This window comes from Micromonospora sp. CPCC 205558, assembly GCF_036902955.1.
Lineage (GTDB): Bacteria > Actinomycetota > Actinomycetes > Mycobacteriales > Micromonosporaceae > Micromonospora.
Map to the genome: position 1 here is coordinate 291475 of NZ_JBAKHR010000002.1, position 23790 is coordinate 315264.

26 protein-coding genes are annotated in these 23790 nt (G+C 71.4%); 16 read left to right on the forward strand and 10 right to left on the reverse strand.

Translation table 11 applies throughout. The features are described from left to right. The first annotated feature begins 31 nt into the window (after nt 1-31). The 4 genes from V6U86_RS03765 to V6U86_RS03780 all read left to right on the forward strand — a co-directional run bounded on the left by V6U86_RS03765 (nt 32) and on the right by V6U86_RS03780 (nt 3181). Nucleotides 32-829, forward strand: a complete 798-nt coding sequence (locus V6U86_RS03765) for a GNAT family N-acetyltransferase (protein ID WP_334498415.1) — start codon at nt 32-34, stop codon at nt 827-829. Beyond that, the gene (locus V6U86_RS03770) at nt 826-1239 is read left to right on the forward strand and encodes a hypothetical protein (protein WP_334498417.1); all 414 of its coding nucleotides are present in this window, start codon (nt 826-828) and stop codon (nt 1237-1239) included. The genes V6U86_RS03765 and V6U86_RS03770 overlap by 4 nt, the downstream gene beginning before the upstream one ends. A 187-nt stretch (nt 1240-1426) precedes the next feature. Next, nucleotides 1427-2206 carry an electron transfer flavoprotein subunit beta/FixA family protein gene (locus V6U86_RS03775; protein ID WP_334498419.1) on the forward strand — a complete coding sequence of 260 codons (780 nt, stop codon included), beginning with the start codon at nt 1427-1429 and terminating at the stop codon, nt 2204-2206. 15 nt (nt 2207-2221) lie between these two features. Beyond that, entirely contained in the window at nt 2222-3181 is a 960-nt protein-coding gene (locus tag V6U86_RS03780) for an electron transfer flavoprotein subunit alpha/FixB family protein (protein ID WP_334498421.1), read from the forward strand. 95 nt (nt 3182-3276) lie between these two features. Here the strand turns inward: V6U86_RS03780 and V6U86_RS03785 are convergent, their stop codons facing one another. Both V6U86_RS03785 and V6U86_RS03790 read right to left on the reverse strand, forming a co-directional pair. Beyond that, entirely contained in the window at nt 3277-4080 is an 804-nt protein-coding gene (locus V6U86_RS03785; protein ID WP_334498423.1) for an anti-sigma factor, read from the reverse strand. Further along, complete coding sequence (locus V6U86_RS03790) at nt 4034-4657, reverse strand: RNA polymerase sigma factor (RefSeq protein WP_334498425.1); 624 nt, start codon at nt 4655-4657, stop codon at nt 4034-4036. Before V6U86_RS03790 ends, V6U86_RS03785 begins: the two co-directional genes overlap by 47 nt. 230 nt (nt 4658-4887) lie before the next feature. On the opposite strand from V6U86_RS03790, the gene V6U86_RS03795 reads away from it, so the two are divergent. The 4 genes from V6U86_RS03795 to V6U86_RS03810 all read left to right on the forward strand — a co-directional run bounded on the left by V6U86_RS03795 (nt 4888) and on the right by V6U86_RS03810 (nt 9144). Then, nucleotides 4888-5718: a DUF4397 domain-containing protein gene (locus V6U86_RS03795; RefSeq protein WP_334498426.1), complete on the forward strand. Its 831-nt coding sequence runs from the start codon at nt 4888-4890 to the stop codon at nt 5716-5718. Next, a complete protein-coding gene (locus V6U86_RS03800) occupies nt 5715-6368 on the forward strand; it encodes a class F sortase (protein ID WP_334498428.1) in 654 nt (217 codons plus the stop codon). The genes V6U86_RS03795 and V6U86_RS03800 overlap by 4 nt, the downstream gene beginning before the upstream one ends. A 104-nt stretch (nt 6369-6472) precedes the next feature. Then, a complete protein-coding gene (locus V6U86_RS03805) occupies nt 6473-7648 on the forward strand; it encodes a cysteine desulfurase family protein (protein WP_334498429.1) in 1176 nt (391 codons plus the stop codon). A 536-nt stretch (nt 7649-8184) separates the two neighbouring features. Beyond that, nucleotides 8185-9144 carry a hypothetical protein gene (locus tag V6U86_RS03810; RefSeq protein ID WP_442934876.1) on the forward strand — a complete coding sequence of 320 codons (960 nt, stop codon included), beginning with the start codon at nt 8185-8187 and terminating at the stop codon, nt 9142-9144. Between the two features lie 373 nt (nt 9145-9517). Here the strand turns inward: V6U86_RS03810 and V6U86_RS03815 are convergent, their stop codons facing one another. Both V6U86_RS03815 and V6U86_RS03820 read right to left on the reverse strand, forming a co-directional pair. Beyond that, complete coding sequence (locus V6U86_RS03815; protein WP_334498432.1) at nt 9518-10813, reverse strand: MFS transporter; 1296 nt, start codon at nt 10811-10813, stop codon at nt 9518-9520. 74 nt (nt 10814-10887) lie between these two features. Further along, nucleotides 10888-12165, reverse strand: a complete 1278-nt coding sequence (locus tag V6U86_RS03820) for an MDR family MFS transporter (protein WP_334498434.1) — start codon at nt 12163-12165, stop codon at nt 10888-10890. Between the two features lie 152 nt (nt 12166-12317). Here V6U86_RS03820 and V6U86_RS03825 point away from each other — a divergent pair, with 152 nt between their 5' ends. After that, entirely contained in the window at nt 12318-13085 is a 768-nt protein-coding gene (locus V6U86_RS03825) for a phosphoglyceromutase (RefSeq protein WP_124773790.1), read from the forward strand. A gap of 64 nt (nt 13086-13149) precedes the next feature. On the opposite strand, the gene phoU is transcribed toward V6U86_RS03825, so the two are convergent. Further along, on the reverse strand, nt 13150-13803 hold the full coding sequence (gene phoU, locus V6U86_RS03830; protein WP_334498437.1) for a phosphate signaling complex protein PhoU: 654 nt from the start codon (nt 13801-13803) through the stop codon (nt 13150-13152). 205 nt (nt 13804-14008) lie between these two features. Between phoU and V6U86_RS03835 the strand changes: the two genes are divergently transcribed. After that, entirely contained in the window at nt 14009-15292 is a 1284-nt protein-coding gene (locus V6U86_RS03835; RefSeq protein ID WP_334498439.1) for a sensor histidine kinase, read from the forward strand. Between the two features lie 24 nt (nt 15293-15316). Further along, on the forward strand, nt 15317-16000 hold the full coding sequence (locus tag V6U86_RS03840; RefSeq protein ID WP_030329696.1) for a response regulator transcription factor: 684 nt from the start codon (nt 15317-15319) through the stop codon (nt 15998-16000). A gap of 191 nt (nt 16001-16191) precedes the next feature. Here the strand turns inward: V6U86_RS03840 and V6U86_RS03845 are convergent, their stop codons facing one another. Beyond that, nucleotides 16192-16458 carry a type II toxin-antitoxin system death-on-curing family toxin gene (locus V6U86_RS03845; protein WP_334498442.1) on the reverse strand — a complete coding sequence of 89 codons (267 nt, stop codon included), beginning with the start codon at nt 16456-16458 and terminating at the stop codon, nt 16192-16194. 18 nt (nt 16459-16476) lie between these two features. Beyond that, on the reverse strand, nt 16477-17283 hold the full coding sequence (locus V6U86_RS03850; protein WP_334498630.1) for a hypothetical protein: 807 nt from the start codon (nt 17281-17283) through the stop codon (nt 16477-16479). Nucleotides 17284-17363: 80 nt separating this feature from the next. Between V6U86_RS03850 and V6U86_RS03855 the strand changes: the two genes are divergently transcribed. Further along, nucleotides 17364-18308 carry a Ppx/GppA phosphatase family protein gene (locus V6U86_RS03855; RefSeq protein WP_334498444.1) on the forward strand — a complete coding sequence of 315 codons (945 nt, stop codon included), beginning with the start codon at nt 17364-17366 and terminating at the stop codon, nt 18306-18308. A 75-nt stretch (nt 18309-18383) separates the two neighbouring features. Then, nucleotides 18384-19190 carry a sugar phosphate isomerase/epimerase family protein gene (locus V6U86_RS03860; protein ID WP_334498446.1) on the forward strand — a complete coding sequence of 269 codons (807 nt, stop codon included), beginning with the start codon at nt 18384-18386 and terminating at the stop codon, nt 19188-19190. A gap of 27 nt (nt 19191-19217) precedes the next feature. On the opposite strand, the gene V6U86_RS03865 is transcribed toward V6U86_RS03860, so the two are convergent. The 3 genes from V6U86_RS03865 to V6U86_RS03875 are packed head-to-tail and all read right to left on the reverse strand — an operon-like array spanning nt 19218 to nt 21265. Beyond that, entirely contained in the window at nt 19218-19805 is a 588-nt protein-coding gene (locus V6U86_RS03865) for a CGNR zinc finger domain-containing protein (RefSeq protein ID WP_334498448.1), read from the reverse strand. A gap of 19 nt (nt 19806-19824) precedes the next feature. Continuing rightward, nucleotides 19825-20991 (reverse strand): glutathionylspermidine synthase family protein, encoded by a 1167-nt coding sequence (locus tag V6U86_RS03870; protein ID WP_334498450.1) that lies wholly within the window; start codon nt 20989-20991, stop codon nt 19825-19827. Nucleotide 20992: 1 nt separating this feature from the next. After that, nucleotides 20993-21265 carry a hypothetical protein gene (locus V6U86_RS03875; RefSeq protein WP_334498453.1) on the reverse strand — a complete coding sequence of 91 codons (273 nt, stop codon included), beginning with the start codon at nt 21263-21265 and terminating at the stop codon, nt 20993-20995. A 106-nt stretch (nt 21266-21371) separates the two neighbouring features. On the opposite strand from V6U86_RS03875, the gene V6U86_RS03880 reads away from it, so the two are divergent. The 3 genes from V6U86_RS03880 (at nt 21372) to V6U86_RS03890 (ending at nt 23767) form a co-directional block, all read left to right on the forward strand. Continuing rightward, nucleotides 21372-22292, forward strand: coding sequence for a proline dehydrogenase family protein (locus V6U86_RS03880; RefSeq protein WP_334498455.1), 921 nt, complete (start codon nt 21372-21374; stop codon nt 22290-22292). 106 nt (nt 22293-22398) lie between these two features. Beyond that, nucleotides 22399-23199, forward strand: a complete 801-nt coding sequence (locus tag V6U86_RS03885; protein WP_334498457.1) for an alpha/beta fold hydrolase — start codon at nt 22399-22401, stop codon at nt 23197-23199. Then, complete coding sequence (locus V6U86_RS03890; protein WP_334498459.1) at nt 23192-23767, forward strand: TetR/AcrR family transcriptional regulator; 576 nt, start codon at nt 23192-23194, stop codon at nt 23765-23767. The genes V6U86_RS03885 and V6U86_RS03890 overlap by 8 nt, the downstream gene beginning before the upstream one ends. Nucleotides 23768-23790: the final 23 nt, after the last annotated feature.

Consider the following 23790-nt stretch of genomic DNA (forward strand, 5'->3'; position numbering starts at 1 on the left):
ATTCGCTTCCCCTCCCGCCTAACCTGAGCCGGTGACTGATCTCGACGTGATGACCCTGCGCGACGCCTACGACAACCAGCTCCGCCCGGAGATCCCCGACCCGCTCCCGGCGGGGGTGACGGTGGAGCGGGACGGGCCGTTGGTTCGGATCTCGGGGCTCGACGCCGGTGGCTTCATCACCTACCGCGATCTGGGCGGGTTGACCGGTGACGCGCTGGACGAGCTGATCGCCCGGCAGGTGCGGTTGTGCCGTGAGCGGGGCGAGTCGGCGGAGTGGAAACTCAACGAACACGACGAACCGGCGGACCTGGCGGACCGCCTGCGCGCCGCCGGCTTCGTGCCGGAGGACCGGGAGACCGTCGTGGTCGGCCCGGTCGCGCCGCTGGCCGCCGCGCTGCCGGTCGCCTCCGAGGGGGTACGCCTGCGTGAGGTGACCGCCCGGGAGGATCTGGAGCGGATCGCCGCGATGGAGGAGGAGGTCTGGCAGGCGGACCGCTCGCACCTGGTGTGGGGGCTGGCCAAGGAGATCGACGCCGACCCGAACTCGATTACCGTGGTGGTGGCTGAGGCGGACGAAACGGTGGTGAGCGCCGGCTGGGTGCGGTTCCCGGCGAACACCGGCTTCGCCACGCTGTGGGGTGGCTCGACCCTGCCGCAGTGGCGGCGCAAGGGCATCTACCGGGCGCTGGTCAACTACCGGGCGCGGCTGGCCGAACAGCGGGGCCGGACGCTGATGCAGGTCGACTGTTCCGAGGACAGCCGGCCCATCCTCCAGCGGCTCGGCCTCGTCCCGGTCACCACCACCACCCCGTACGTCTACACTCCGTGATCATGGAGCAGCGGTTGACGGACGAGGAGCGGCTGACCCTCAAGACCGGTGCCTTCGGCGCTGTCTTCCTGGTCTCCAACGCCGACCCGGGAGTCCTGGGAGTGATCCGGGAGAGCATCGCCGCGTCCGGCGCGCTGGCCGATGCCAGTGGCACGGTCAAGGAGGCGCTGACCACCGGACCGCTGCCCCGACTTCCTCGGGATTCGCAGCTGGAGATCGAGTCGGTGGTGCTGCCGGCGCTGGGTCGGGCGGTGCGGATCCTGCGCGAGAAGTCCCCGCAGGAGGTGGACGCGTACCGCGATCTGGTGTTGGCCGCGGCGGACCAGGTGGCCCGGGCGCACGACGGGGTGGCGCCCGGCGAGGCGGCGGCCATCGACCAGATTCGGGTCGCGTTGACCGAGCCGGCCTGATCGCCGGCTCGCCGGTGAGCTGTGTCACCCTGAGTGCTGCGAGGCCGCAACCTACTGGCAGGTAACATTGCGCCGTGGGCAACTGCACAACCGCCCTCGGTTGACCTGGCGTCGGCCGACGCGCGACGCTGCGCCCCAGACCGGGCGAGCGAATCGCACCACCACACAGGAGGGTCGTCGAAGCGCGATGAACATCGTCGTACTCGTCAAGCAGGTGCCTGATTCGGGCGCGGACCGCAACCTGCGCAATGACGACAACACCGTCGACCGCGGTTCGGCGAACAACGTGATCAACGAGATGGACGAGTACGCCATCGAGGAGGCGCTGAAGATCAAGGAGGCGCACGGTGGCGAGGTCACCATCCTGACCATGGGTCCGGACCGGGCGACCGAGTCGATCCGCAAGGCGCTCTCCATGGGCCCGGACAAGGCCGTGCACGTGCTGGACGACGCCCTGCACGGCTCGTGCGCCGTCGCCACCTCGAAGGTGCTCGCCGCCGCGCTCGGTCAGCTCGGCGCCGACCTGGTCATCTGCGGTGCCGAGTCCACCGACGGCCGGGTCCAGGTCATGCCGCACATGATCGCCGAGCGGCTGGGTGTCGCGGCGCTGACCGGTGCCCGCAAGCTCACCGTCGACGGCGCGACGCTGACCGTCGAGCGGCAGACCGAGGAGGGCTACGAGGTGGTCACCGCCTCCACCCCGGCCGTGGTCTCCGTCTGGGACACGATCAACGAGCCGCGCTACCCCTCCTTCAAGGGGATCATGGCCGCGAAGAAGAAGCCGGTGCAGACGCTCTCGCTGACCGACCTCGGCGTCGCGGCGGACGAGGTGGGCTTCGACGGTGCCACCAGCGCCGTCGTCGAACACACCAAGCGCCCCCCGCGCTCCGGCGGCGCCAAGATCAATGATGAGGGCGAGGGCGGCGTCAAGCTGGTCGAGTTCCTCGCCACCGAGAAGTTCGTGTGAGAGGGGGGCACTGACATGTCCGAGGTTCTCGTCGTCGTCGAAGCCACCAAGGAATTCGGCGTCAAGAAGGTCACCCTGGAAATGCTCACCCTCGCGCGTGAGCTGGGCACCCCGAGCGCCGTGGTGCTCGGCGGCACCGGCGCCGCCGAGGCGCTGAGCGGCAAGTTGGGCGAGTACGGCGCGGAAAAGATCTACGCCGCCGAGGGTGACGAGATCGACGGTTACCTGGTGGCCCCCAAGGCGACAGTGCTGGCCGAGTTGGTCAAGCGCGTGCAGCCGGCCGCTGTGCTGCTGGCGTCGGCCCAGGAGGGCAAGGAGATCGCCGCCCGGCTCGCCGTCAAGCTCGACAACGGCATCCTGACCGACGTGGTCGGCCTGGATGCCGACGGCACCGCGACGCAGATCGCCTTCGCGGGCTCCGCCATCGTCAAGTCCAAGGTCACCAAGGGCCTGCCCCTGGTCACCGTCCGGCCCAACTCGGTCACCCCGAGCCCGGCGGCGGCCACCCCGGCGATCGAGCAGCTCACCGTGTCGGTCACCGACACCGACAAGCTGGCCAAGGTCGTCGAGCGGGTCGCCGAGCAGAAGGGCTCCCGCCCCGAGCTGACCGAGGCCGGTGTGGTCGTCTCCGGCGGCCGGGGGGTCGGCAACGCCGACAACTTCAAGCTGGTCGAGGAGTTGGCCGACCTGCTGGGCGGCGCGGTCGGCGCGTCCCGGGCGGCCGTCGACTCCGGCTTCTACCCGCACCAGTTCCAGGTGGGCCAGACCGGCAAGACGGTCTCCCCGCAGCTCTACGTCGCCCTCGGCATCTCCGGTGCCATCCAGCACCGGGCCGGCATGCAGACCTCGAAGACCATCGTCGCCGTCAACAAGGACGGCGAGGCGCCGATCTTCGAGCTGGCCGACTTCGGGGTGGTGGGCGACCTGTTCAAGGTCGTCCCGCAGGCCGCCGAGGAGATCCGCAAGCGCAAGTAACCGAGCAACAACAGCAGTGGCCGCCCGTGAGAACGGGCGGCCACCGCCGTGTGGGGAGCTGATCGGCGAGCCGGGGAGCTGATCCGGCCCGCCGATCAGCCCGTCAGAGTGCCCCTCAACAGGCTGTCGCCGGAGTGGCGGGTGTTGTTGTCGTACCGCTCGGCGGAGACGTCGACAACCGAGTAGCGCTTGAGGTCGACATTCGGGGGCAGAGGCAGCAGGGCGTCCGGGCCGCCCCCCAGGGTGCCGACCGAGAACATCTCCATCGTCGTCGGATCGATGAGCCAGACCTCGTAGTACCCCGGGACGCTCGGGAGATTCGCCACATGCAGATGTAGTTGGCCGTCCTGGAGAACCCGGGCGTCACCCGTGGCCGCCGGAGGAGTCGCCCCGTACGCCGCCAGCGGCGCGCTCGCCACCACCGCCGGTGTCGGGGTGGGCGTCCGGTCGTCCGGTCGGAGCACCGAGACGGTGCCCAGCACGCCGACCGCCGCGGCGGCAGCCGCGGTCACCGCGGTGGCGGCCCAACGAGACCAGCCGCGACCCCGGCGGGACCGCCGCGCCGGGTCCAGTCGGGTGACCGTCGGCCCGGTCGCCGCGCCCGGGGCCTGCTCGGCCGGCACGGTGCTGGCCTGCGCGGGCACCCGACGGGTCTCGGTCGGCGACGGCCCGGCTTCCGCGGCTCTGACCTGGGCTTCGATGCCCTGCCAGAGGTGCTCCGGCGGATCGGGCAGGGCGTTGAGGCTCTGCGTCTCGGCGCCGAGCCCCGCCACCCGCTCAAGGGTCGCCAGCTCCGTACGGCAGTTCGCGCAGGTGCCGAGGTGGGTGCGCTCCCCGTTGTCCGCCTCGCTCTCACCGAGCGCCAGAAATACCAGCCGGTCGTGCTCCAGGTGCTGCACCGTCCACCTCCCATCTGCGTTTCAAGCTCGCCATGCCGCGTCGGATGTGACTCTTCACGGTGCCCAACGGCACGCCGGTCACCGTGGCTATCTGCTGGTGTGTCAGGTCGTCGTAGAAGGCCAACTCCAGCATCCGTCGCTGGTCGTCCGGTAGACGGGCCAACTCGTCGGCGATCACCAACCGGTCCACCACGCGATCCGGGTCCGGGCCGGTCTGCGCCGGCTCGGGCAGCTGTCGGACCGTCTCCACCACCCGGGTCTCCCGCGCCGACGCGCGCATCCTGTCGATGACCTTCCGCCGGCCGATGCCGAGAAGCCACCGGCCGATGCCGAGAAGCCAACCGATCAGCGACCCCTTGGCCGGGTCGAACGTGTCGCGACCCAGCCAGGCTGCGACGAACGTCGCCTGGGTGACGTCCTCGGCGTCGCTGCGGTTCGCCAGCATGGACGTGGCCAGGTGGAGCACGGCACGACCGTAGCGGTCGTACGCCTCGCGGAGCGCCACGTCATCGCCGGCGCGGAACCTGCGGTCGAGGTCGCCCACCGGAGGGTCCGGTTCCGCTCGGAGCGCCGTCATCGGGCGGCTCGCCTTCGATGGGGCATGCCCGACTGTAGCTGCCACAGTCCCCGCCCCACTTCCCTGATCGATGTCATCTCACCAGCTCTTCGTCCCCCGACCCCGTTCTGGACGCAGGCGGGGGCGAAAAAGAAAAGTGCCTCCGGCGCGCATCCACCTGTCCGAGAGCCGGCGTAACCCGTTCTGCAAGCCAGGCCTGACGAATCAGCACCAACTACCAGGAGGCAGACATGCAGCTCTCGAACTTCCGTCGGGTCGCCGCGGGCGGCGCGGTCGCCGCGCTGGCCTTCGCCGGTGTCGGCGCGTTCACCGCCGGCCCCGCGTACGCCGCCACGTCGAAGGTCTCCGTCGTGCACGGCATCCCGGACACCCCGGTCGACGTCTACGTCAACGGCAAGAAGACGCTGGACAACTTCAAGCCCGGCGACGTCGCCGGCCCGCTGAACCTGGAGGAGGGCGCCTACGACATCGCGCTCACCAAGCCGGGTGAGCCGATCGGCAGCGCGATCCTCACCGTCGACGACGCCGCGGTGCCGGGCGGTGCGAACATCAGCATCGCGGCCCACCTCGACGCCGCAGGCCAGCCGAAGATCACCCCGTTCGTGAACGACGTCTCGAAGGTCGACGCCGGCAAGGCCCGGCTGATCGTCCGGCACACGGCCGCCGCCCCGGCGGTCGACGTCCGCGCCGGTGGCACCCCGGTCTTCGAGGACCTCACCAACCCGAACGAGGCCAAGGGCGACGTCGACGCGGGCAACGTGAAGGCGGACGTGGTGCTGGCCGGCACCGACACCGTGGCCATCGGCCCGGCGGACCTCGACCTCAAGGAGGGCACCGCCACGATCGTCTACGCGATCGGCTCCGCCGAGGGCAAGACCCTCGACGTGGTGGCCCAGACCATCACCGGTCTGCACTCCGCCCCGGGCGGCGTGCCCAGCGGTGACGGTGGCCAGGCCGGCACCGGCGTGGACACCTGGTGGTACGTGCTCACCGGTGCCGGCGTACTCCTGCTGCTCGGTGGTGGGGTGCGGTTGGCGACCGCACGGGTCGGCCGCAGGTGACGGTGCGCAATCGCGGCGCGCTGGCGGCCCTGGCCGCCGGCGTTGCCGCGCTCACCGTCGCCGCCCTGGTGGCGTGCGCCGCCCAGCCGGCCGGGACCGTGGGCGCCGAGGAGGCGAGCACGCTGGCCAGCGCCCCACCGACCGCCCCGGGCGCCCCCGCGGTGCCGGTGACCGCCGGTGAGCTGCCCGCCGGTCCGAAGATCATCCCGCCGGTACGGCTGGTGATCCCGGCGATCGGCGTCACCGCCACCGTCGACGCGGTCGGCATCAACGCGCGGACCAACGAGTTCGAGGTGCCTCCGAGCGTCGACCAGGTCGGCTGGTACCGCTACGGCCCAGGACTGGAGGCGGAGGCCGGCTCGGTGGTCGTCGCCGGTCACGTGGACAGCGCCAAGCAGGGCAAGGGGGCCTTCTTCCGGCTGCGTGAGCTGGACCAGGGCGACACGTTGACAGCGACCGGCAGCGATGGCGAGGCCCGGCGCTACCGGGTCGTCGCCCGGGAGGAGTACGCCAAGACGAAGATCCCACTGGACCGGTACTTCGCCCGCGACGGCAAGCCGCGGCTGACCCTGATCACCTGTGGTGGGCCGTTCGACGCCAAGGCCCGCAAGTACCGCGACAACATCGTCGTCACCGCAGTGCCTGCCTGACCAGGTCCGCGCGCATCGGGCCGGGGTGGAGTTCCACCCCGGCCCGTGCGTGCGGTCCCCTCCGGCATCCGGTCCCCAAGGTGTCGGCCGTACGCTGAACGGCGATGGCTTACCTGGATCACGCGGCGACGACTCCGATGCTCGACGAGGCACTGGAGGCGTACGTCGCTACCGCCCGCGAGGTCGGCAACGCGTCCGCCCTGCACGCGGCGGGCCGCCGTGCCCGCCGCCGGGTCGAAGAGTCACGCGAGCGGGTGGCCGCGGTGCTGGGCGCCCGGCCCTCCGAGGTGATCTTCACGGGTGGTGGCACGGAGAGCGACAACCTCGCGGTCAAGGGCATCTTCTGGGCCCGCCGGGGGGCCAGCCCCGACCGTCGCCGGGTGGTCTCCAGCGCCGTCGAGCACCACGCGGTGCTGGACGCGGTCGACTGGCTGGCCCAGCACGAGGGCGCCGAGGTCGGATGGCTGCCGGTGGACGGCGTCGGTCGGCTCGACCCGCAGGCCCTGCGCGCCGAGCTGGCCGCGCACGCCGACCAGGTGGCCGTGGTCACCACGATGTGGGCGAACAACGAGGTGGGCACCGTCCAGCCGGTGGCCGAGCTGGCCGCCGTCGCCGCCGAACACGGTGTGCCCTTCCACACCGACGCCATCCAGGCGGTCGGTCAGGTGCCCGTCGACTTCGGCGCCAGCGGGGTCGCCGCGCTGACCGTCACCGGGCACAAGTTGGGCGGCCCGACCGGGGTGGGCGCGCTGCTGCTCGCCCGGGACGTGCCGGCCACGCCGCTGCTGCACGGCGGCGGCCAGGAACGCGACATCCGCTCCGGCACCCTGGACACCGCCGGCATCGTCGCCTTCGCGGTCGCCGTCGAGACGGCCGTCAAGGGCCAGCAGGAGTACGCGGCGCGGGTGGCCGCGCTGCGCGACGACCTGATCGAACGGGTTCGCCGGGCGGTGCCCGAGGTGATCTACAACGGTGACCCGACCGACCGGCTGCCCGGCAACGCGCACTTCTCCTTCCCCGGCTGTGAGGGCGACGCCCTGCTGCTCCTGCTCGACGCGCAGGGCATCGCCTGCTCGACCGGCTCCGCCTGCTCGGCCGGCGTGGCCCAGCCCTCGCACGTGCTGCTCGCGATGGGCGCCGACGACGACCGCGCCCGCTCATCGCTGCGCTTCTCCCTGGGCCACACCAGCACCCAGGCCGACATCGACGCCCTCATCGCGGCCCTCCCGGCAGCGGTCGACCGGGCCCGCCGAGCCGCCGCCCTCCGAACCCCCCGCTAACCCCTAACCCCGCCCCGCGCCCCGCGCCCCGCGCCTGGCCCGCGCCCCGCGCCCCGCGCCCCGCCCCCGCGATCTTGCGCCCCGCGCCCCGCGCCCCGCGCCGCGCCCGCGCCCCGCGCCCGGGCCCCGGGGCCGCATCCCATGATCGTGCTCGAACCAGGAAGTAGTGGTGTCGCCGCCACGGCGATGCCACTACTTCCTGGATGCAGCACGATCATCGCGAACCGACAGTGGTTCGGAGTGCTCCTGACGGGTATGCCGCACCGCGCGGTGCGGCAAGGGACCCCCGCGCGCCGATGACGGAGTGCCAAGGAGCGGAGCGTCCCATGGCTCAGCGGAACAGCTCAGGTCGCGGCGCGACTGCGACCAGGACGAAGCGACAGGCCGGCAACCAGACGCCGGGTACGCCCGGAGTCTCCGAGTCGGAGATCTCCCGGATGCGGGTGGACGACATCCGCGGGCAACTGCGCAAACGCGGGGTCTCCGGGATCTCCGCGCTGCGCAAGCCTGACCTGGTGAAACAGTTGGTGCGCTCGATGCGGGCGGGCGCGGGTCGGAGCAGCACCGGCCCGTCGGGCCGGGCCACCGGCACCCGGGCGTCGGCGGGTCGTGCCGCCGCCACCAAGAAGTCGGCGGCCAGGCCGGCAGCGAGCCGCGCGAAGGCCGCGCCGGCGAACAAGAGCGCGCCGGCGAAGCGGGCCGCCGCGACGAAGGCGACCGCCGCGCGGAAGTCAGCGGCGGCGAAGAAGACGACGGCGGCGAAGAAGACGACGGCCGCGAAGAAGACGACAGCGGCGACCGCCGCCCGCAAGACCGTGGCGGCGAGCAGGACGACCGCCGCCCGGAAGACCGCGGCGGCTCGCAAGACCGCGGCGGCGCGGAAGACCGCGGCGGCGCGGAAGACCGCGGCGGCGCGGAAGAGCACGACGGCCCGCAAGGCAGCGACGGCGCGTACGGCGCCCGCGCGGAAGGCGCCGGCGAAGAAGGCACCGGCCCGGCCGGCGGCGAAGCGTGCGGCATCGGCCAAGAGCGCGGCGGCGCCGGCCAAGAGCGCGGCGGCGAAGCGGGCGGCGCCGGCCAAGCGCACGGTGACGCGGTCGACCGGTGGCGGGACGACGGCCGGTGGGATCCGGACCGGACGGGGCACCGGCCGGTCGGTCCGCAGTTCGCAGGTGATCTCGTCGACCATGGACCGGCCGGAGCGGCCGGGGCGCAGTCTGATCACGGCGAACCACGAGGTGATCAAGCGCTGGGCCCGGGACCGTGGCGCAAAGCCGGCGACCATCGCCGGCACCGAGCGGGACGGCCGCGCGGGGGTGTTGACCTTCAACATTCCCGGATACCGGGAAAGCAGCCGGATCCGCGAGATCACCTGGGACGAGTGGTTCTACACCTTTGACCTGCGGAGGCTGAACCTGATTTATCAGGAACAGTTGCGGGACGGCCGGCAGAGCAACTTCTTCCGGACCGAGTCACCCGATCGGGAAGACGGTTGAGGTGTTTGCGGGAATGGGCGACGGGTAAGCCGCTGTTGCCAACGGACGAGGCCGGAGCAGCGGATACTCGCCAGTTGTGACCGGCGAGACAGCCGTTCTGGGTTGAATCCAGAATCCGGGCGAACTAGCTTTATTGCACCGCGCCACGTTTGGAAACGTTCGGGGGAGCGGCGGATCGATCAGATCCGCGCACCAGACGAGGCGCGAGGGGACGGGTGGATTAACCGTTGGGGGACGGTGCCCACCTGTTTGGACCGGCGGCGTGAGCGGGCGATGCTTACGGGGGTGAGTGTTGCCCGCCGCCGCCGGCCCCACCGGCGGGCGCCCACTATGACCTTCGGGTCGTGGTGGGCGCTTTGCCGTGGAACGCCAATTACGCCGTCGGCACGCGGTCTGCGATTGTTGTCGGCTCCTGCCGGGTGGCCGCACGCAGTCCGGCGACGTGCCTTTCCCGAGGTGGCCCGGCCAACAGATGCCCGAGCGCGGCCAGCATTCCCAATCCACCCACGATCAGCCAGTGCCGGTCGCCGAGGTGCTGGAGGCTCACCCCGCCGAGGGTGGGCGCGACGAACGCCGCGGCCGGGAAGGTCAGGTAGAAGACCGACTGGTAGCGCGCTCGTAGCTGTGGTGGTGCCAGGTCGGCGTTGATCTGCGCGTTGGGTGGGGCGGCGAGCATCGAGCCGACCGTCCAGACGACTGCGGCACCCAGGTAGATGGCCAGTTCGTCGGCGATGGCGAGCGCCCCGAAGCCGAGCGCGAGCAGCGCCGTGGAGGCGGCCAGCACGACGTCCTTGCGGTGCCGGTCGATCAGCCGGGGCACGAACAGTTGCCCGACCACGATCAGCGCGCCGCCGAGCGCCACCACCAGCCCGTACGCCGATGGGCCCAGCCCGTCCGCGCGCATGGCCAGCGGCATGATCGTCGACGTCTGCATGGTGAGTACGGCCAGCACGAAGGTGAGCCCGACGAAGATCAGGAAGGTGCGGTCGGTGAGCGCGGTGTGCAGGCCCGGTCGTCGGGCCCGAACGGATCTCGGCGCCGTGCGGGTGGCGGGCGGGAGGTCGGCTGCTGGCCGGGCCAGCCGCAGGGTTTCCGGCACCTTCCAGCCGATCACTGCGGCTGCGGTCAGGGTGGCGCCCGCGTCGACCAGGAACAGCGCCGTGAAGCTGGCCTCGGCCAGGATGCCGGCGAGCAGCGAGGCGACCGCCATGCCCAGGTTGAACGCCCAGAACTGAAGGTTGAACGCGCGCGAGCGGCGCTCGGCGGGCACCACGTCGACGATCGCCGCCACGAACGCCGGGCTGGGCATCGAGTGCACCACGCCGATCAGCGCGGAGAGCACCGCGATCAGCAGCAGGGGTCGAGTGAAGGCGAGCGTCACCATCAGGCCGACAGTGGCCAGGTGCGCGGCGAGCAGGGTGGCCCGGCGTCCCCACCGGTCGGCGAGCACCCCTCCGAGCAGTACGCCGGCCGCCCCACCGGCCCCGTACGCGCCGACCACGGTGCCGGCCAGACCTTCGCTCGCGCCGCGTACGTCGGTGAGGTAGAGCGAGAGGAACAGCATGGCGAACGCGCCGGCGCGGTTGATCAATAGGCCGGCCCAGAGATACCAGAAGGTGGCGGGGAGCCCGCCCGCGGTGTCGTGCCACCAGCGCCGCAGGGCGTGCACCCGACCTCCCGACAGTTCAGGGTGTTAACTGTTTCCACTGCACAGTAGAAACTCCCGCACCGTCGCGCCAGTCGTTACGCCTCGACGGGCTCCGGTGCCCGGAGGGCGGTGGCCGGTGCCAGCGCCTCGCCGGAGCGGCGCAGCGCGACTGCCCGCCGCTCCCGGGCCGGCCCCGACACCAGGTGAGCGACAGCGGTCAGGAGGCCGAGCGCGGCGCAGCCGTACCAGAGCGTGTCATTGCCGGCATGCTCTCGCACCAGGCCACCGAGGATCGGCGCGCTGGCCCCGGCGATCTGCCATGAGAGGGAGAACACGCCCTGGTAGCGACCGCGTAGCTCGGCCGGGGAGAGCTCGGCGATCAGGGTGGAGTTGGAGGGCGAGTTCAGCATTTCGCCGACCGTCCAGATCAGCACGGTCAGCCCGTAGAACCAGGCGGTGCCGGCGAACGCGGTCAGTCCGAACCCCACGCCCATCACCACGGATGCCAGTGCGAGCACGTGCGAGCGGCTGCGGCCCCGGATCAGTCGGGGTACGAAGAGTTGGCCGACCACGATGAGGATGCCGTTGAGCGCGATCACCGAGCCGTAGGTGGCCGGGCTCAGGCCGTCGTCGCCCATCGCGATCGGCAGCATCGAGATGTGCTGGAGGAACACCAGCGCGGCGAACAGGTTGAGTGCCACGAAGCCGAGGTAGACCCGGTCGCTGAGAATCGTGCGCAGGGCACCGCGCGGGGCGACCTTCGTCGCGGCGGCGGCGGGTCCGGCCTGTCGGGTCTCCGGCACCTTGGTGAAGATGATCAGCGCGGTGATCAGCATGGTGGCGGCGTCGACCACGAACAGCAGCAGGTAGTCGGCCTGTGCGGCGAGGCCGGCGAGGACGGCGGCGCAGGCGAAGCCCAGGTTGATCGCCCAGTAGTTGAGCGAGAAGGCGCGCAGCCGGTCCTTCGCCGGCACCACGTCGATCATCATCGCCCCGAACGCGGGCCGGGCAGCCTCGGCGAACATGCCGAGCAGCAGCGCGCCCAGCGCCACCGCCCAGAGGTCCCGGGCCAGCCCGAGCGCGAGCATCATGGCCGCCGCGCCCACGTGCGCGGTCAGCAACGTGGGTCGGCGGCCCCACCGGTCGGCGAGGGTGCCGCCGGCTGTCGTGCCGAACGCGCCGCCGACGCCCCAGAGGCCGATCACCAGGCCGGCCTGCGAGGCCGAGAAGCCACGTTCCTGGGTCAGGTAGATGGCGAGGAAGACCAGGACGAACGAGCCGAGTCGGTTGATCAGGGTGCCCGACCACAGGTACCAGAAGGTGGTCGGTAGCCCGCCGGTGGTGTCCCGGAACCAACTCCGCATCGTCCGCATGTGGCGCCCCGCTTGCAAGTAATGACCGATGTGACTGACGTGCCTTACAACCCTAGTGGTGGGCGGATCCGCTGGTCATCAGCTTTTTCACGTGGTGGTCGTCACGACGGCTGCCCGCGTGTCCCCGCAGCGGTTGAGGCAGGATGATCCGCATGACTGCGAGCGAAGGGCCCACCGTCGGGACGCTGGTCCTGCTGCGACACGGTGAGAGCGACTGGAATGCCAAGAACCTCTTCACCGGCTGGGTGGACGTCGACCTGACCGAGAAGGGCGAGGGCGAGGCGCGGCGCGGCGGCGAGCTGCTGCGCGAGCACAGCCTGCTGCCGGACGTCGTGCACACCAGCGTGATGCGCCGTGCGATCCGCACCGCCGAGCTGGCGCTCAACGCCGCCGACCGGCACTGGATCGCCGTGCGCCGGTCGTGGCGGCTCAACGAGCGGCACTACGGCGCCCTGCAGGGCAAGAACAAGAAGCAGACCCTTGACGAGTACGGCGAGGAGCAGTTCATGCTCTGGCGCCGGTCGTACGACACCCCACCGCCGCCGATCGACGACAACGACGAGTGGTCGCAGGTGGGTGACCCGCGGTACGCGCTGCTGCCGACCGAGCTGATGCCGCGCACCGAGTGCCTCAAGGACGTTGTCGACCGGATGCTGCCCTACTGGTACGACTCGATCGTCCCGGACATCCTGGCCGGCCGGACGGTGCTGGTGGCCGCGCACGGCAACTCGCTGCGCGCCCTCGTCAAGCACCTCGACCAGATCTCCGACGAGGCGATCGCGAAGCTGAACATCCCGACCGGCATCCCGCTGCGCTACGACCTCGACCCGCAGCTGCGCCCGCTCACCCTGGGCGGCACCTACCTCGACCCGACCGCTGCGAAGGCAGCCGCCGCGGCGGTAGCCAACCAGGGGCGCTGAGCCACAAAAGGGGGCCCCTCGTTCATCCACAGTGCGGTGAACGAGGGGCCCCTTTCCATGTCTGTCAGTTGCTGCTGGGCGCGTTCTCCCCGGTGATCAGATAGATCACGTGCTCACCGGCGTTGACCGCGTGGTCAGCGAAGCGCTCGTAGAAGCGGCCCAGCAGGGTGGCGTCGATCGCCGTCTCCACCCCGTACGGCCAGTCGTCGCCGAGCAGCACCGCGAACAGGTTCTTGTGCAGCTCGTCCATGGCGTCGTCGTCGCGGTCCAGCTCACCCGCGAGGTCGGCGTCGGGCTTCGCCAGCACCGAACCGATCTTCACGGCCATCCGGTCGGCGATCTCGGACATCTCGGTGAAGACCGTCCGCAGCTCGGCCGGGACGGCGGGGGAGGGGTGCCGGCGCAGCGCGGTCTTCGCCACGTGCTCGGCGAGGTCGCCCATCCGCTCCAGATCAGCGGCCACGTGCAGCGCGGTGATCATCGCCCGGAGGTCGGAGGCGACCGGCGCCTGTCGGGCGAGCAGGTCACAGACCCGCTCCTCGACGTGCCGGTAGAGGTCGTCGATCTCGGCGTCCCGCTCGATGACCGTCTCGGCGGCCTGCCGGTCGGCGGTGAGCAGGGCCCGGGTGGCCTGGCGCATGGCGGCGCGGACGCCCTCCGCCATGTCCACCAGCAGTTGGCTGACGATCTGGAGGTCGGCCCGGAACTCGTCGCGCATCATCACGTCCTGTGGTCGGTCGCCGCCGACGGGTGCCGGCGCAGGGGGATTGAGCAGGTGCGACGCCAACGGTAGGGCGCGCGGACGGACCCCGGATGAACCACGGTGAACGACGCCAGACGTAGGGGTGAACACTTCCGTAAGTGAGGGTAGTTCGTCCCGGTCTGTGTGGTAGCCAGGTTAACAATGACCCTACGATCGCCGGGTGGAGTGGGCAGTGGCGGTCGTGGTGGCTCTGGCGTTGGTGGCCGGGATGGCCGCCGGTTTCCTGCTGCCCCGGTTCCTGCAGAGGCGGGACGGTCGCGCCACGTCGACGGGGAGCGGCAGCTTCCGCTGGAGCAAGGGGAGGCCCGCGATAGCCGACGAGCAGCAGGCCGGGCTCGGCCGCCGGACGATCAACTCGCTCCGGGCCGGTGTCGTGGTACTGGACAACGACGACGTTCCCGTGTTGATCAATCCGGCCGCCCGCGCGATGGGGTTGCTGCGTACCGGCAGCACCCCCGGCTCGATCGCCGCGCACCCACTGATCCGTACTCTTGCCGGCCAGGTGCGCCGCACCGGCGTGCGGCGCGAGATCGAGCTGGACCTGCCGCGCGGCCGCGACAGCGCGGGGGAGAACCCGCTCGGCGTGCACCTGCGGGCGATGGGTCTCGGCAACGGCTTCATCGCGGTCGAGGCGGTCGACGTGACCGAGTCGCACCGGCTGACCCGGGTACGACGCGACTTCGTGGCCAACGTGAGCCACGAGCTCAAGACCCCGATCGGCGCCCTGCAACTGCTCGCCGAGGCGTTGCTGGACGCGACCGAGCCGGCCGACGCCGCGGCCCCCGACCTCTCCGAGGACCTGGTGGCCGCCCGCCGGTTCGCCGAACGGATCCAACACGAGTCGACCCGGCTGGGTCGCCTGGTGCAGGAGTTGCTGGAGCTGACCCGGTTGCAGGGCGCCGAGCCGCAGCCACCACCCGAGCCGGTCGCGCTGGACTGGGTGATCGCCGAGGTGGTCGACCGGACCCGCACCACAGCCTCCGCCCGGGGTGTCGCGGTCGCTGTTGACGGTGAGCGTGGTCTCACCGCCTACGGCAGCGACGCCCAACTCGCCACAGCGGTGGCGAACCTGGTGGAGAACGCCATCAACTACTCGGGCGAGGACACCACGGTCCGGGTCACCCTCCGGGGCGACGGCGAGCACGTCGAGGTCGCCGTCGCTGACCAGGGCATCGGTATCGCCCCCACCGACGTGGACCGGATCTTCGAGCGGTTCTACCGGGCCGACCAGGCCCGCTCGCGTGCCACCGGCGGCACCGGGCTCGGCCTGGCGATCGTGAAACACATTGCGAGCAACCATGGCGGGCGAGTCGAAGTGTCGAGCACTCTTGGTGGTGGATCGACGTTCACCCTCCGGCTGCCCGCAAGCCCACCGGACGACCTCCTGGCGACACTGCCGCCGGTTGGGATCGAACCCGATCCGACTGGGCTACGGCAGGTCTGACAGCAAATGGAAAGGAAATCCCCGTTGAGCCGCGTTCTCGTGGTCGAGGATGAGGAGTCGTTCTCCGACGCCTTGTCGTACATGCTCCGTAAGGAGGGCTTTGAGGTTTCGGTCGCCGCGACCGGCACCGACGCCCTCACCGAGTTCGACCGGACCGGCGCCGACATCGTGCTGCTCGACCTGATGTTGCCCGAGATGTCGGGCACCGAGGTCTGCCGACAGTTGCGGCAACGCTCTGCCGTGCCGATCATCATGGTCACCGCCCGGGACAGCGAGATCGACAAGGTCGTCGGGCTGGAGATCGGCGCCGACGACTACGTGACGAAGCCGTACTCGCCGCGGGAGTTGGTCGCCCGGATCCGGGCGGTGCTGCGCCGGCAGAGCCCGGAAGTGGCCGAGGCGGGTGCGCCGACGCTGGCCGCCGGGCCGGTGCGGATGGACATCGAACGGCACGTGGTGACAGTCGACGGCGGGGCGGTGCAGCTGCCGCTGAAGGAATTCGAACTGCTGGAGCTGCTGCTGCGCAACGCGGGCCGGGTGCTCACCCGCGGCCAGCTCATCGACCGGGTCTGGGGTGCCGACTACGTCGGTGACACCAAGACGCTCGACGTGCACGTCAAGCGGCTGCGCTCCAAGATCGAGCCGGAGCCGTCCGCGCCGCGATTCATCGTGACCGTCCGGGGTCTGGGCTACAAGTTCGAGCCGTGATCGGCGTACCCGAAGGGGGTCTGCGCTCGACGCGGGCCCCCTTTGGGCTGTGCTGCGGTGCCTTTGGAGCTGATGTCGCAAACGAGTCAGCCGCCGATGTCGCCAACGATTCAGCTCCAAAGGCGTTTCAACTAATGCCCGCCGCCTGCTCAGGCGGCTGCCGGCGAGGAGTGCGCTGACCGGCGCCCAGGTCAGAACAACTTGCGCAACGCCGCGGCGATCTCGGCGACTTCCGTCAGCCGGCTCTCGGACACGCCGATGACCAGGTCGTACGCGACGTTCTGGTCGGTCTCGTCCAGTTGGGCGATGGTGATGGCGCGATTCTGAATCAGGAAGGCGATCGCCACGATCCAGCCGATCCGCTTGTTGCCGTCCAGGAACGGGCGGTTGTTGACCAGTGAGTGCAGCAGGGCCGCGGCCTTGGTCCACAGGTCGGGGTAGGCGTCGTCGCCGAACACGCTTGTCTGCGGCCAAGATCAGGGAAGCTGGACCTCGTCGGCGGGGTGCGGGGCGATCATGCCCTGCTTCGTCCTGGTCGCGCACAGCTCGGCCAGCCGCTCGTAGGCGGCAGCGCCGATCAGGGCGGTCAACTCCGGACCGTACGACAGGTACATCGGCTCGGTGCCGACGTGCGCGTCCGTCGAGGAGGTGCACCACCAGTCCAGGTCGTGCCCGCCGGCTCCCCAGCCCCGCCGGTCGAACTCGGACAGCGTGGAGACCAGCACCTTGCTGTTGTCCGGTCGCTTCACCCAGTCCTGATCCCGGCGGATCGGCAGCTGCCAACAGACGTCCGGCTTGTATTCCAACGGGTGCACCCCGTCGCGCAGCGCCTGCGCGTGCAGCGCACAACCGCCACCGCCGGCGAAGTCGGCGTCGTTGAGGAACACACACGGACCGTCGGCGCCCTGGGTGGCGGTGCGGCGGGCCGGGCTCTTGCCGTCGATGGTGTCCTCGTCGGTCCAGTTCTTGAACCCGCGCCGGAAGTGCTGCCAGGTCGACGGGGTGAGTCGCTTGACGGCGTTGCGAACCCGCTTCTCGTCGTCCGAGTCGGTGAAGAACGCCCCGTGCGAGCAGCAACCGTCCGCGGCCCGGCCGGCGATGATGCCGTGGCAGCCCTTGCCGAAGATGCAGGTCCAGCGGGAGAGCAACCAGGTCAGGTCGGCGCGGATCAGGTGCGTCTCGTCGGCCGGGTCGGTGAACTCGATCCACTCCCGAGGGAAGTCCAGGGGCACCTCGCGGCTGCGCGGGTCACCCGGGTCGTCCACCAGCACACGGAGCTCCATCGTCACCCGGCCCAGCGTACGCGCGGTCCCGTCCGCAGGCCGGTGAGCCGCGCAAACGTGTTGCGCCTAGGGTCTTCACCATGCGACTGGGTGTCCTCGACGTCGGATCCAACACGGTGCACCTCCTCGTGGTCGATGCGCACCACGGCGCCCACCCGTGGCCGGCGCACTCCGAGAAGGTGGTGCTCCGGCTGGCCGAGCAGATCGGCCCCGACGGCGCGCTGACCGAGGCCGGCGCGGACGGCCTGGTCAAGGCCGTGGGCATGGCCAAGGCGGCGGCCACCGGGTTGGCGGCCGACGACCTGATCGCGTTCGCCACGTCCGCGGTGCGCGATGCCACCAACGCGGCCGAGGTGCTGGCCCGGGTCCGCGAGGAGACCGGCGTACGCCTGGCGGTGCTCTCCGGGGCGGACGAGGCGCGGATGACGTTCCTGGCCGTACGGCGGTGGTTCGGTTGGTCGGCGGGCCGGCTGCTGGTGCTGGACATCGGTGGTGGCTCCTTGGAGATCGCCGCCGGCATCGACGAGGACCCGGACGTCGCGGTCTCTCTTCCGCTTGGGGCCGGTCGACTGACCCGGGAGCGGCTACGGGTCGATCCGACCAGCGCGGCCCCGCCGTCGGCGGAGGCCGTCGACAAGCTCCGGGAGTACGTGGACGGCCGGCTGGACAAGGTCGTCGGCCAGATGACGGAGGTGGGCTGGGGTCGGGCGGTGGCCACCTCGAAGACGTTCCGGACCCTGGCCCGGCTGGCCGGGGCGGCCCCGTCCGGTGCCGGGCTGTGGGTGCCACGCAGCCTGACCCGGGCCGGCCTGCGGCAGGTCATCGGCTTCATCCGGCACATCCCACCGGCGCAGTTGATGGAGCTGGAGGGGGTCAGCGCGGGGCGGGCTCACCAGTTGCTGGCCGGTGCCGTGGTCGCCGAGACGGTGATGCGCCGCCTGGATCTGGACTCGCTGGACATCTGCCCGTGGGCGTTGCGGGAGGGCGTCATCCTCCGCCGACTCGATCAACTCGAACCGATCTGACCCGGCGACCGTTTTCGGTCGATTTGCCGGCGCTCGTCACGATGCCCCCGGCGGTGCCGGGCTACGCTGGCTGATGTGACTTCCCGCGTTCCCGTGCTCCTGTCCAGCTCGTCGGTCTTTCCCGAGCCGACCGCGGCGGCGTTCCAACTGGCCGCGGCGCTCGGCTACGACGGCGTCGAGGTGATGGTCTGGACCGACGTGGTCAGCCAGGACGCGGGCGCGCTTCGCGGCCTCTCCACGCACTACGGCGTCCCGGTCCTCTCGGTGCACGCGCCCTGCCTGCTGGTCACCCAGCGGGTGTGGAGCCCGGACCCGTGGGAGCGCCTGCGCAAGGCCGCCGAGCTGGCCGAGACGCTGGGGGCACCGACCGTCGTGGTGCACCCACCGTTCACCTGGCAGCGGGACTACGCGCGCAACTTCGCCGAGGGCCTGGCAGGCGTCGCGGACCGGTTCACCGGGCTCCGCTTCGCCGTGGAGAACATGTACCCGGTGCGGATGGCGGGCCGGCAGTTCGTCCCGTACGTGCCCGGCTGGGATCCGACCGACGCCGGCTACCCGTCGTACACGCTGGACCTGTCGCACTGCGCGGCCTCGCACAGCGACCCGCTGGAGATGGCCGACCGGATGGGTGCCGGGCTGGCGCACGTGCACCTCGGTGACGGCACCGGTGAGGGCCGCGACGAGCACCGGGTGCCCGGTCGCGGCACCCAGCCCTGCGGTGAGCTGCTCTCCTCACTGGCCGGGCGGGGCTTCACCGGGGCGGTGGCGGTGGAGGTCGCCACCCGGGGCGCGAAGAGCCGCGCGGTGCGCGAGGCGGACCTGCGCGCCGCGTTGGAGTTCGCCCGCCAGCACCTGACCGCGTCGTCGCCGGTCGACGCCTGACCCGCCGCCCACGACGGGGCGGCGGCGTCAGCTGACCGGCGAGAGCGAGTCGACGCCGGCGGTCGGCTGGGGGGCGACCGTGACCTGCTCGCCGACCGCCGCCCGCTTGCGGGCCCGGTGCGCTGCTACGTGCGAGCGGGTGGCGCAGCGCTCCGAGCAGAACCGCCGGCAGCAGTTGGACGACGTGTCCAGGTAGACGTTGCCGCAGCGCTCGTCGGCGCAGACCCCGAAGCGGGCGCTGCCGTACTCGCACAGCCAGACCGACAACCCCCAGACCGCGCCGGCCAGGTATTCCGCGCTGACCGACGCGCCCCGGCTGGTCACGTGCATGTGCCAGTCGCTGGAGTCGTGCCCGGAGATGCGCGGCTGCACCGGGAACGCCTCAAGCAGCGCGTTCAGCTCGGTCACCGCCTGGGCGTCGCGCCCCGAGGTGCCGTACTCGAAGACGTCCCGCAGTCGCTTCTGCGCCCGCCGGAAAATCGCCACATCACGTTCCACGACCTCGTCGCTCATCCAGGAGTGGTCCTCGGTGAAGAGGGCACGCAGGTCGTCGAGGTCGTCCAGGCGGGCGTTGACCAGGTCAACACCGGTCCGGGCGTACGCGTCGAAGTTCACGCCCCCAACGGTAGACGACTCACGGGGCGCGTGGCGCGTCGATGTAGTGCGGTAGGAACCGCGCGTAGCCGTCGGTGATCAGACTGGCGCTCTCCCGCACCCCCACGCCGGCCGATTCGCCGTCGACGATCCAGCTGCCCAGCACCATCCGGTTGCCGGCGAACTGCGGCAATGCCCGGAACTCCTGGTAGCACCAGCCCTCGTCGCCGTAGATCCCCGGGTTGGTGATCTCCTCATCGGCGGTGACGATGCGTACCGAGCCGCCCTCGCGGCCGAGCAGTGGCTTGGCCACGTACTCCGGCATGCCGCGTGGCGAGTCGAGGTATGCCGGGAGCAGGTACTCGTGGCCGGGGTACAACTCCCAGAGGACCGCGAGCAGCGCCTTGTTGGAGAGCAGCAGTTTCCAGGCCGGCTCGATCCAGGTGGTCGGGGTGCCCGGAGCCAGGGCCGCCGGCCCGTACGGCTCGGCCAGCATCCACTCCCACGGGTAGAGCTTGAAGCAGGTGGTGACCGGGCGGTCGTCGGCGTCGACGAAGCGCCGGCCGTCCCAGCCGATCTCCTGGATGGGCTGCAGCTCGACGCTCAGGCCGGCCTGTCGCGCGGTCTCGGCGAGGTAGCCGGCCGTCATGTGGTCCTCGCCAGACTCCTCCTCGTTCGACCAGAGCACGTGCACCCGCGGGTCGTGCAGCCCGGCCCCGATCTTGGCCCAGGCGCCGACCAGCCGCTCGTGCAGGCTGTTCCACTGGTCCAGGTCCGGCCGGGTCTGCTCCAGCCAGTACCACTGGATGATGCTCGCCTCGACCAGCGCGGTGGGGGTGTCCGCGTTGTACTCCAACATCTTCGGGGGCCAGCTGCCGTCGTACGCCAGGTCGAAGCGCCCGTAGAGGGTCGGTGGCGCCTCCCGCAGCGACCGGGCCACCGCCTCGGCCGCCCACTCCGGGATGCCGAACTCGGCGTAGCGGCGCCGCGTCACCACGTGCTCGGCAGCGGCCACCGACATCCGGTGCAGCTCCTCGGTCGCCTCCTCCAGGCGCAGCACCTCGTCCAGGTCGAAGGCGTACGCGGCGGTCTCGTCCCAGTAGGACATGATGCCGCCGTCGGGCAGCTCGGTGTCGACGTAGACCAGCCCCTGTGACCGGATGGTGGCGTCCCAGTCGGGGCGCGGGGTGATCGTCTCGCGGCGCACGTCAGCCGCCGCAGGAGGCGAGGTGGGTGCCGAACCCTCCGCGTTCGGGCAGGGCCGCGGTGGTCGGCTCCGGGGCGGCGCGGCCGGAGGCCGGGTCGCTGACCCGCATCGCCAGCGCGACGGTGTCGCCGCCGCCGACCGGCCCGAGGGCACAGTCGTCGTCATCGTCGTCGTCCGAGGTCATGTTGCAGGCGGAGAGAGCGAGCGCGAGGGCGGTGAGCGCGCCGAGCTGCACGGAGGCCGATCGGAGTCGGCGGCGGGGGCGTTGGTCCACGGCATCGTTGTAGCCGATCGACGCCACCGCCGCCGCCCCGCCCCCAGGTCCAGGAGGCCCGGCCGCCCCTCGGCGCGGGCCCTGGCACTGGCGTTACGCTCGGCACATGCTCCGTTCCGTCATCCTCGCCGCCTCCCGGTCATCCCAGGTCGAGCGGCTCGTCGCGACCGCCCCGTACACCCGGGACGTCGTACGCCGGTTCGTCGCCGGCGCCGCCACCGACGACGCTTTGCGCGCGACCCGCGGGCTCGTCGACGACGGCCTCGCGGTCACCCTCGACCACCTCGGTGAGGACACCGTCACCCCCGAGCAGGCCACCGCCACCCGGGACGAATACCTCAAACTGCTGAAGATGCTCGCCGCCGCGGGGCTCACCCCGGCCGCCGAGGTGAGCGTGAAGCTCTCCGCCCTCGGCCAGATGTTCGACGAGCAGTTGGCGTACGACAACGCACGGGCGATCTGCGCGGCGGCGGACGCGGCGGGCACCACTGTCACCCTGGACATGGAGGACCACACCACCACCGACTCGACGTTGGAGGTGCTGAGCCGGCTGCGCAAGGATTTCCCGTCGACCGGCGCGGTGCTCCAGGCGTACCTGCGCCGGACCGAGTCGGACTGCCGGGAGCTCTCCTCGGCCGGGTCGCGGGTGCGGCTGTGCAAGGGCGCCTACAAGGAGCCGGAGTCGGTGGCGTACCAGTCGGCCCGTGAGGTGGACAGGTCCTACGTCCGCTGCATGAACATCCTGATGTCCGGCGACGGGTACCCGATGCTGGCCACCCACGACCCCCGGATGATCGCCATCGGCGAGGACCGCGCCCGGTGGTTCGACCGGGGGCCGGAGCGCTTCGAGTTCCAGATGCTCTACGGCATCCGCCCCGAGGAGCAGGCCCGGCTGGCCGGCGAGGGCTACACCGTGCGCACCTACGTCCCGTACGGCGACGAGTGGTACGGCTACCTGATGCGCCGGCTCGCCGAGCGCCCCGCCAACCTGGTCTTCTTCGGCCGTGCCCTGATCTCCAAGAAGTAGTTCCCCCGGTTCGGCCGACGGGCCGGCGGCGACCCCTCGGGGTCACCGCCGGCCCGTCTGAGTTTCCGGCTTGCCAACCTTGGCTAAGTAGCTTAGCTTTAAGGCTATGACAACTAACCAGGTGCGGCGGGACGGCGGACACATCGCGTACGAGGCGCAGGGCGAGGGGCCGCTGGTCGTCCTCGCGCACGGCATGGGCGAGAACCGGGCGAGCTTCCGGCACCTCGTTCCCCTGCTGGTGGCCGCCGGTCACCGGGTCGCCTCGGTCGACGTCCGGGGGCACGGCGAGTCCAGCGCCGGCTGGCCCACGTACGCCCCGGCCGAGGTCGGCGCGGACCTGCTGGCCGTGGTCCGCGACCTCGACGCCGGCCCGGCCGTCCTGGTCGGCAGCTCGTCCGCCGCGGCGGCGGTGGTCTTCGCCGCCACCGACGCGCCCGAGCTGGTCACCGGCATCGTGCAGATCGGCGCGTTCGTCGGTCAGCCGAAGCTCAGCCCGCTGCTGCGGATGGCGATGTGGTCCGTGCTGCACAGCCCCAGACTCTTCGGGATGTTCCACAACACGCTGTTCCCGGTGCACCGACCCGCCGACGACGCGGCCTACCGCCGTTCGATGGTCGCCAACCTGCGCGAGCCCGGCCGGATGGCAGCGACCCGCGGTGTGATCGCACCGGCCGAGCCGCACTGGACCGCCCGCGCCCCACAGGTGCGGCAACCGGTGTTGGTGCTGATGGGGTCCAAGGACCCGGACTTCCCCGACCCGGGAGCCGAGGCACGGGCCGCCCGGCGGCTCTTCGGCACCGCCGAGGCCCGGATGATCGAGGAGTCCGGCCACTACCCGCACGCCGACCAGCCGCAGCGCACCGCCGAGGAGCTGCTCGGTTTCCTGGCGGTGTGCGCCGGTGCCTAGGGTCGGCCTCAACCAGCAGACAGTCGTACGGGAGGCGGCCCGGCTGGCTGACGAGGTCGGCTTTCAGCAGCTCACCCTTGCCGCGCTCGCCAGTCGGCTCGGGGTCGCGTTGCCCAGCCTCTACAAGCACGTGCGGGGGGCGGACGCGCTGGCCCAGAAGCTTTCCGCCCTGGCCACCGCGGAGCTGGCCACCGAGATGACCACCGCCGCCGTCGGCCGCTCCGGTGGCGACGCGCTCCGGGCGATGGCGGGCGCCTACCGTGACTACGCCCACCGGCACCCGGGCCGCTACCCGGCGACGCAACGGGTGCCCGACCCGGCCGACCCGGAGCACGTCGAGGCGGGCGAACGCGCCGTCGGTGCCGTCACCGCAGTGCTCCGTGGGTACGGGCTCACCGGTGACGACGCGGTGGACGCGACCCGTGCGCTGCGCAGCGCCCTGCACGGCTTCGTGACCCTGGAAGCCGCGGGCGGTTTCGGCCTGCCCCGCGACGTCGACCGCTCGTACCACCAGTTGATCGCGAGCATGGACATCTCGTTCCGCTCCTGGCCGGGCACCGGCCGGTGATCGGGTCGCCGGGCCGATCGGCC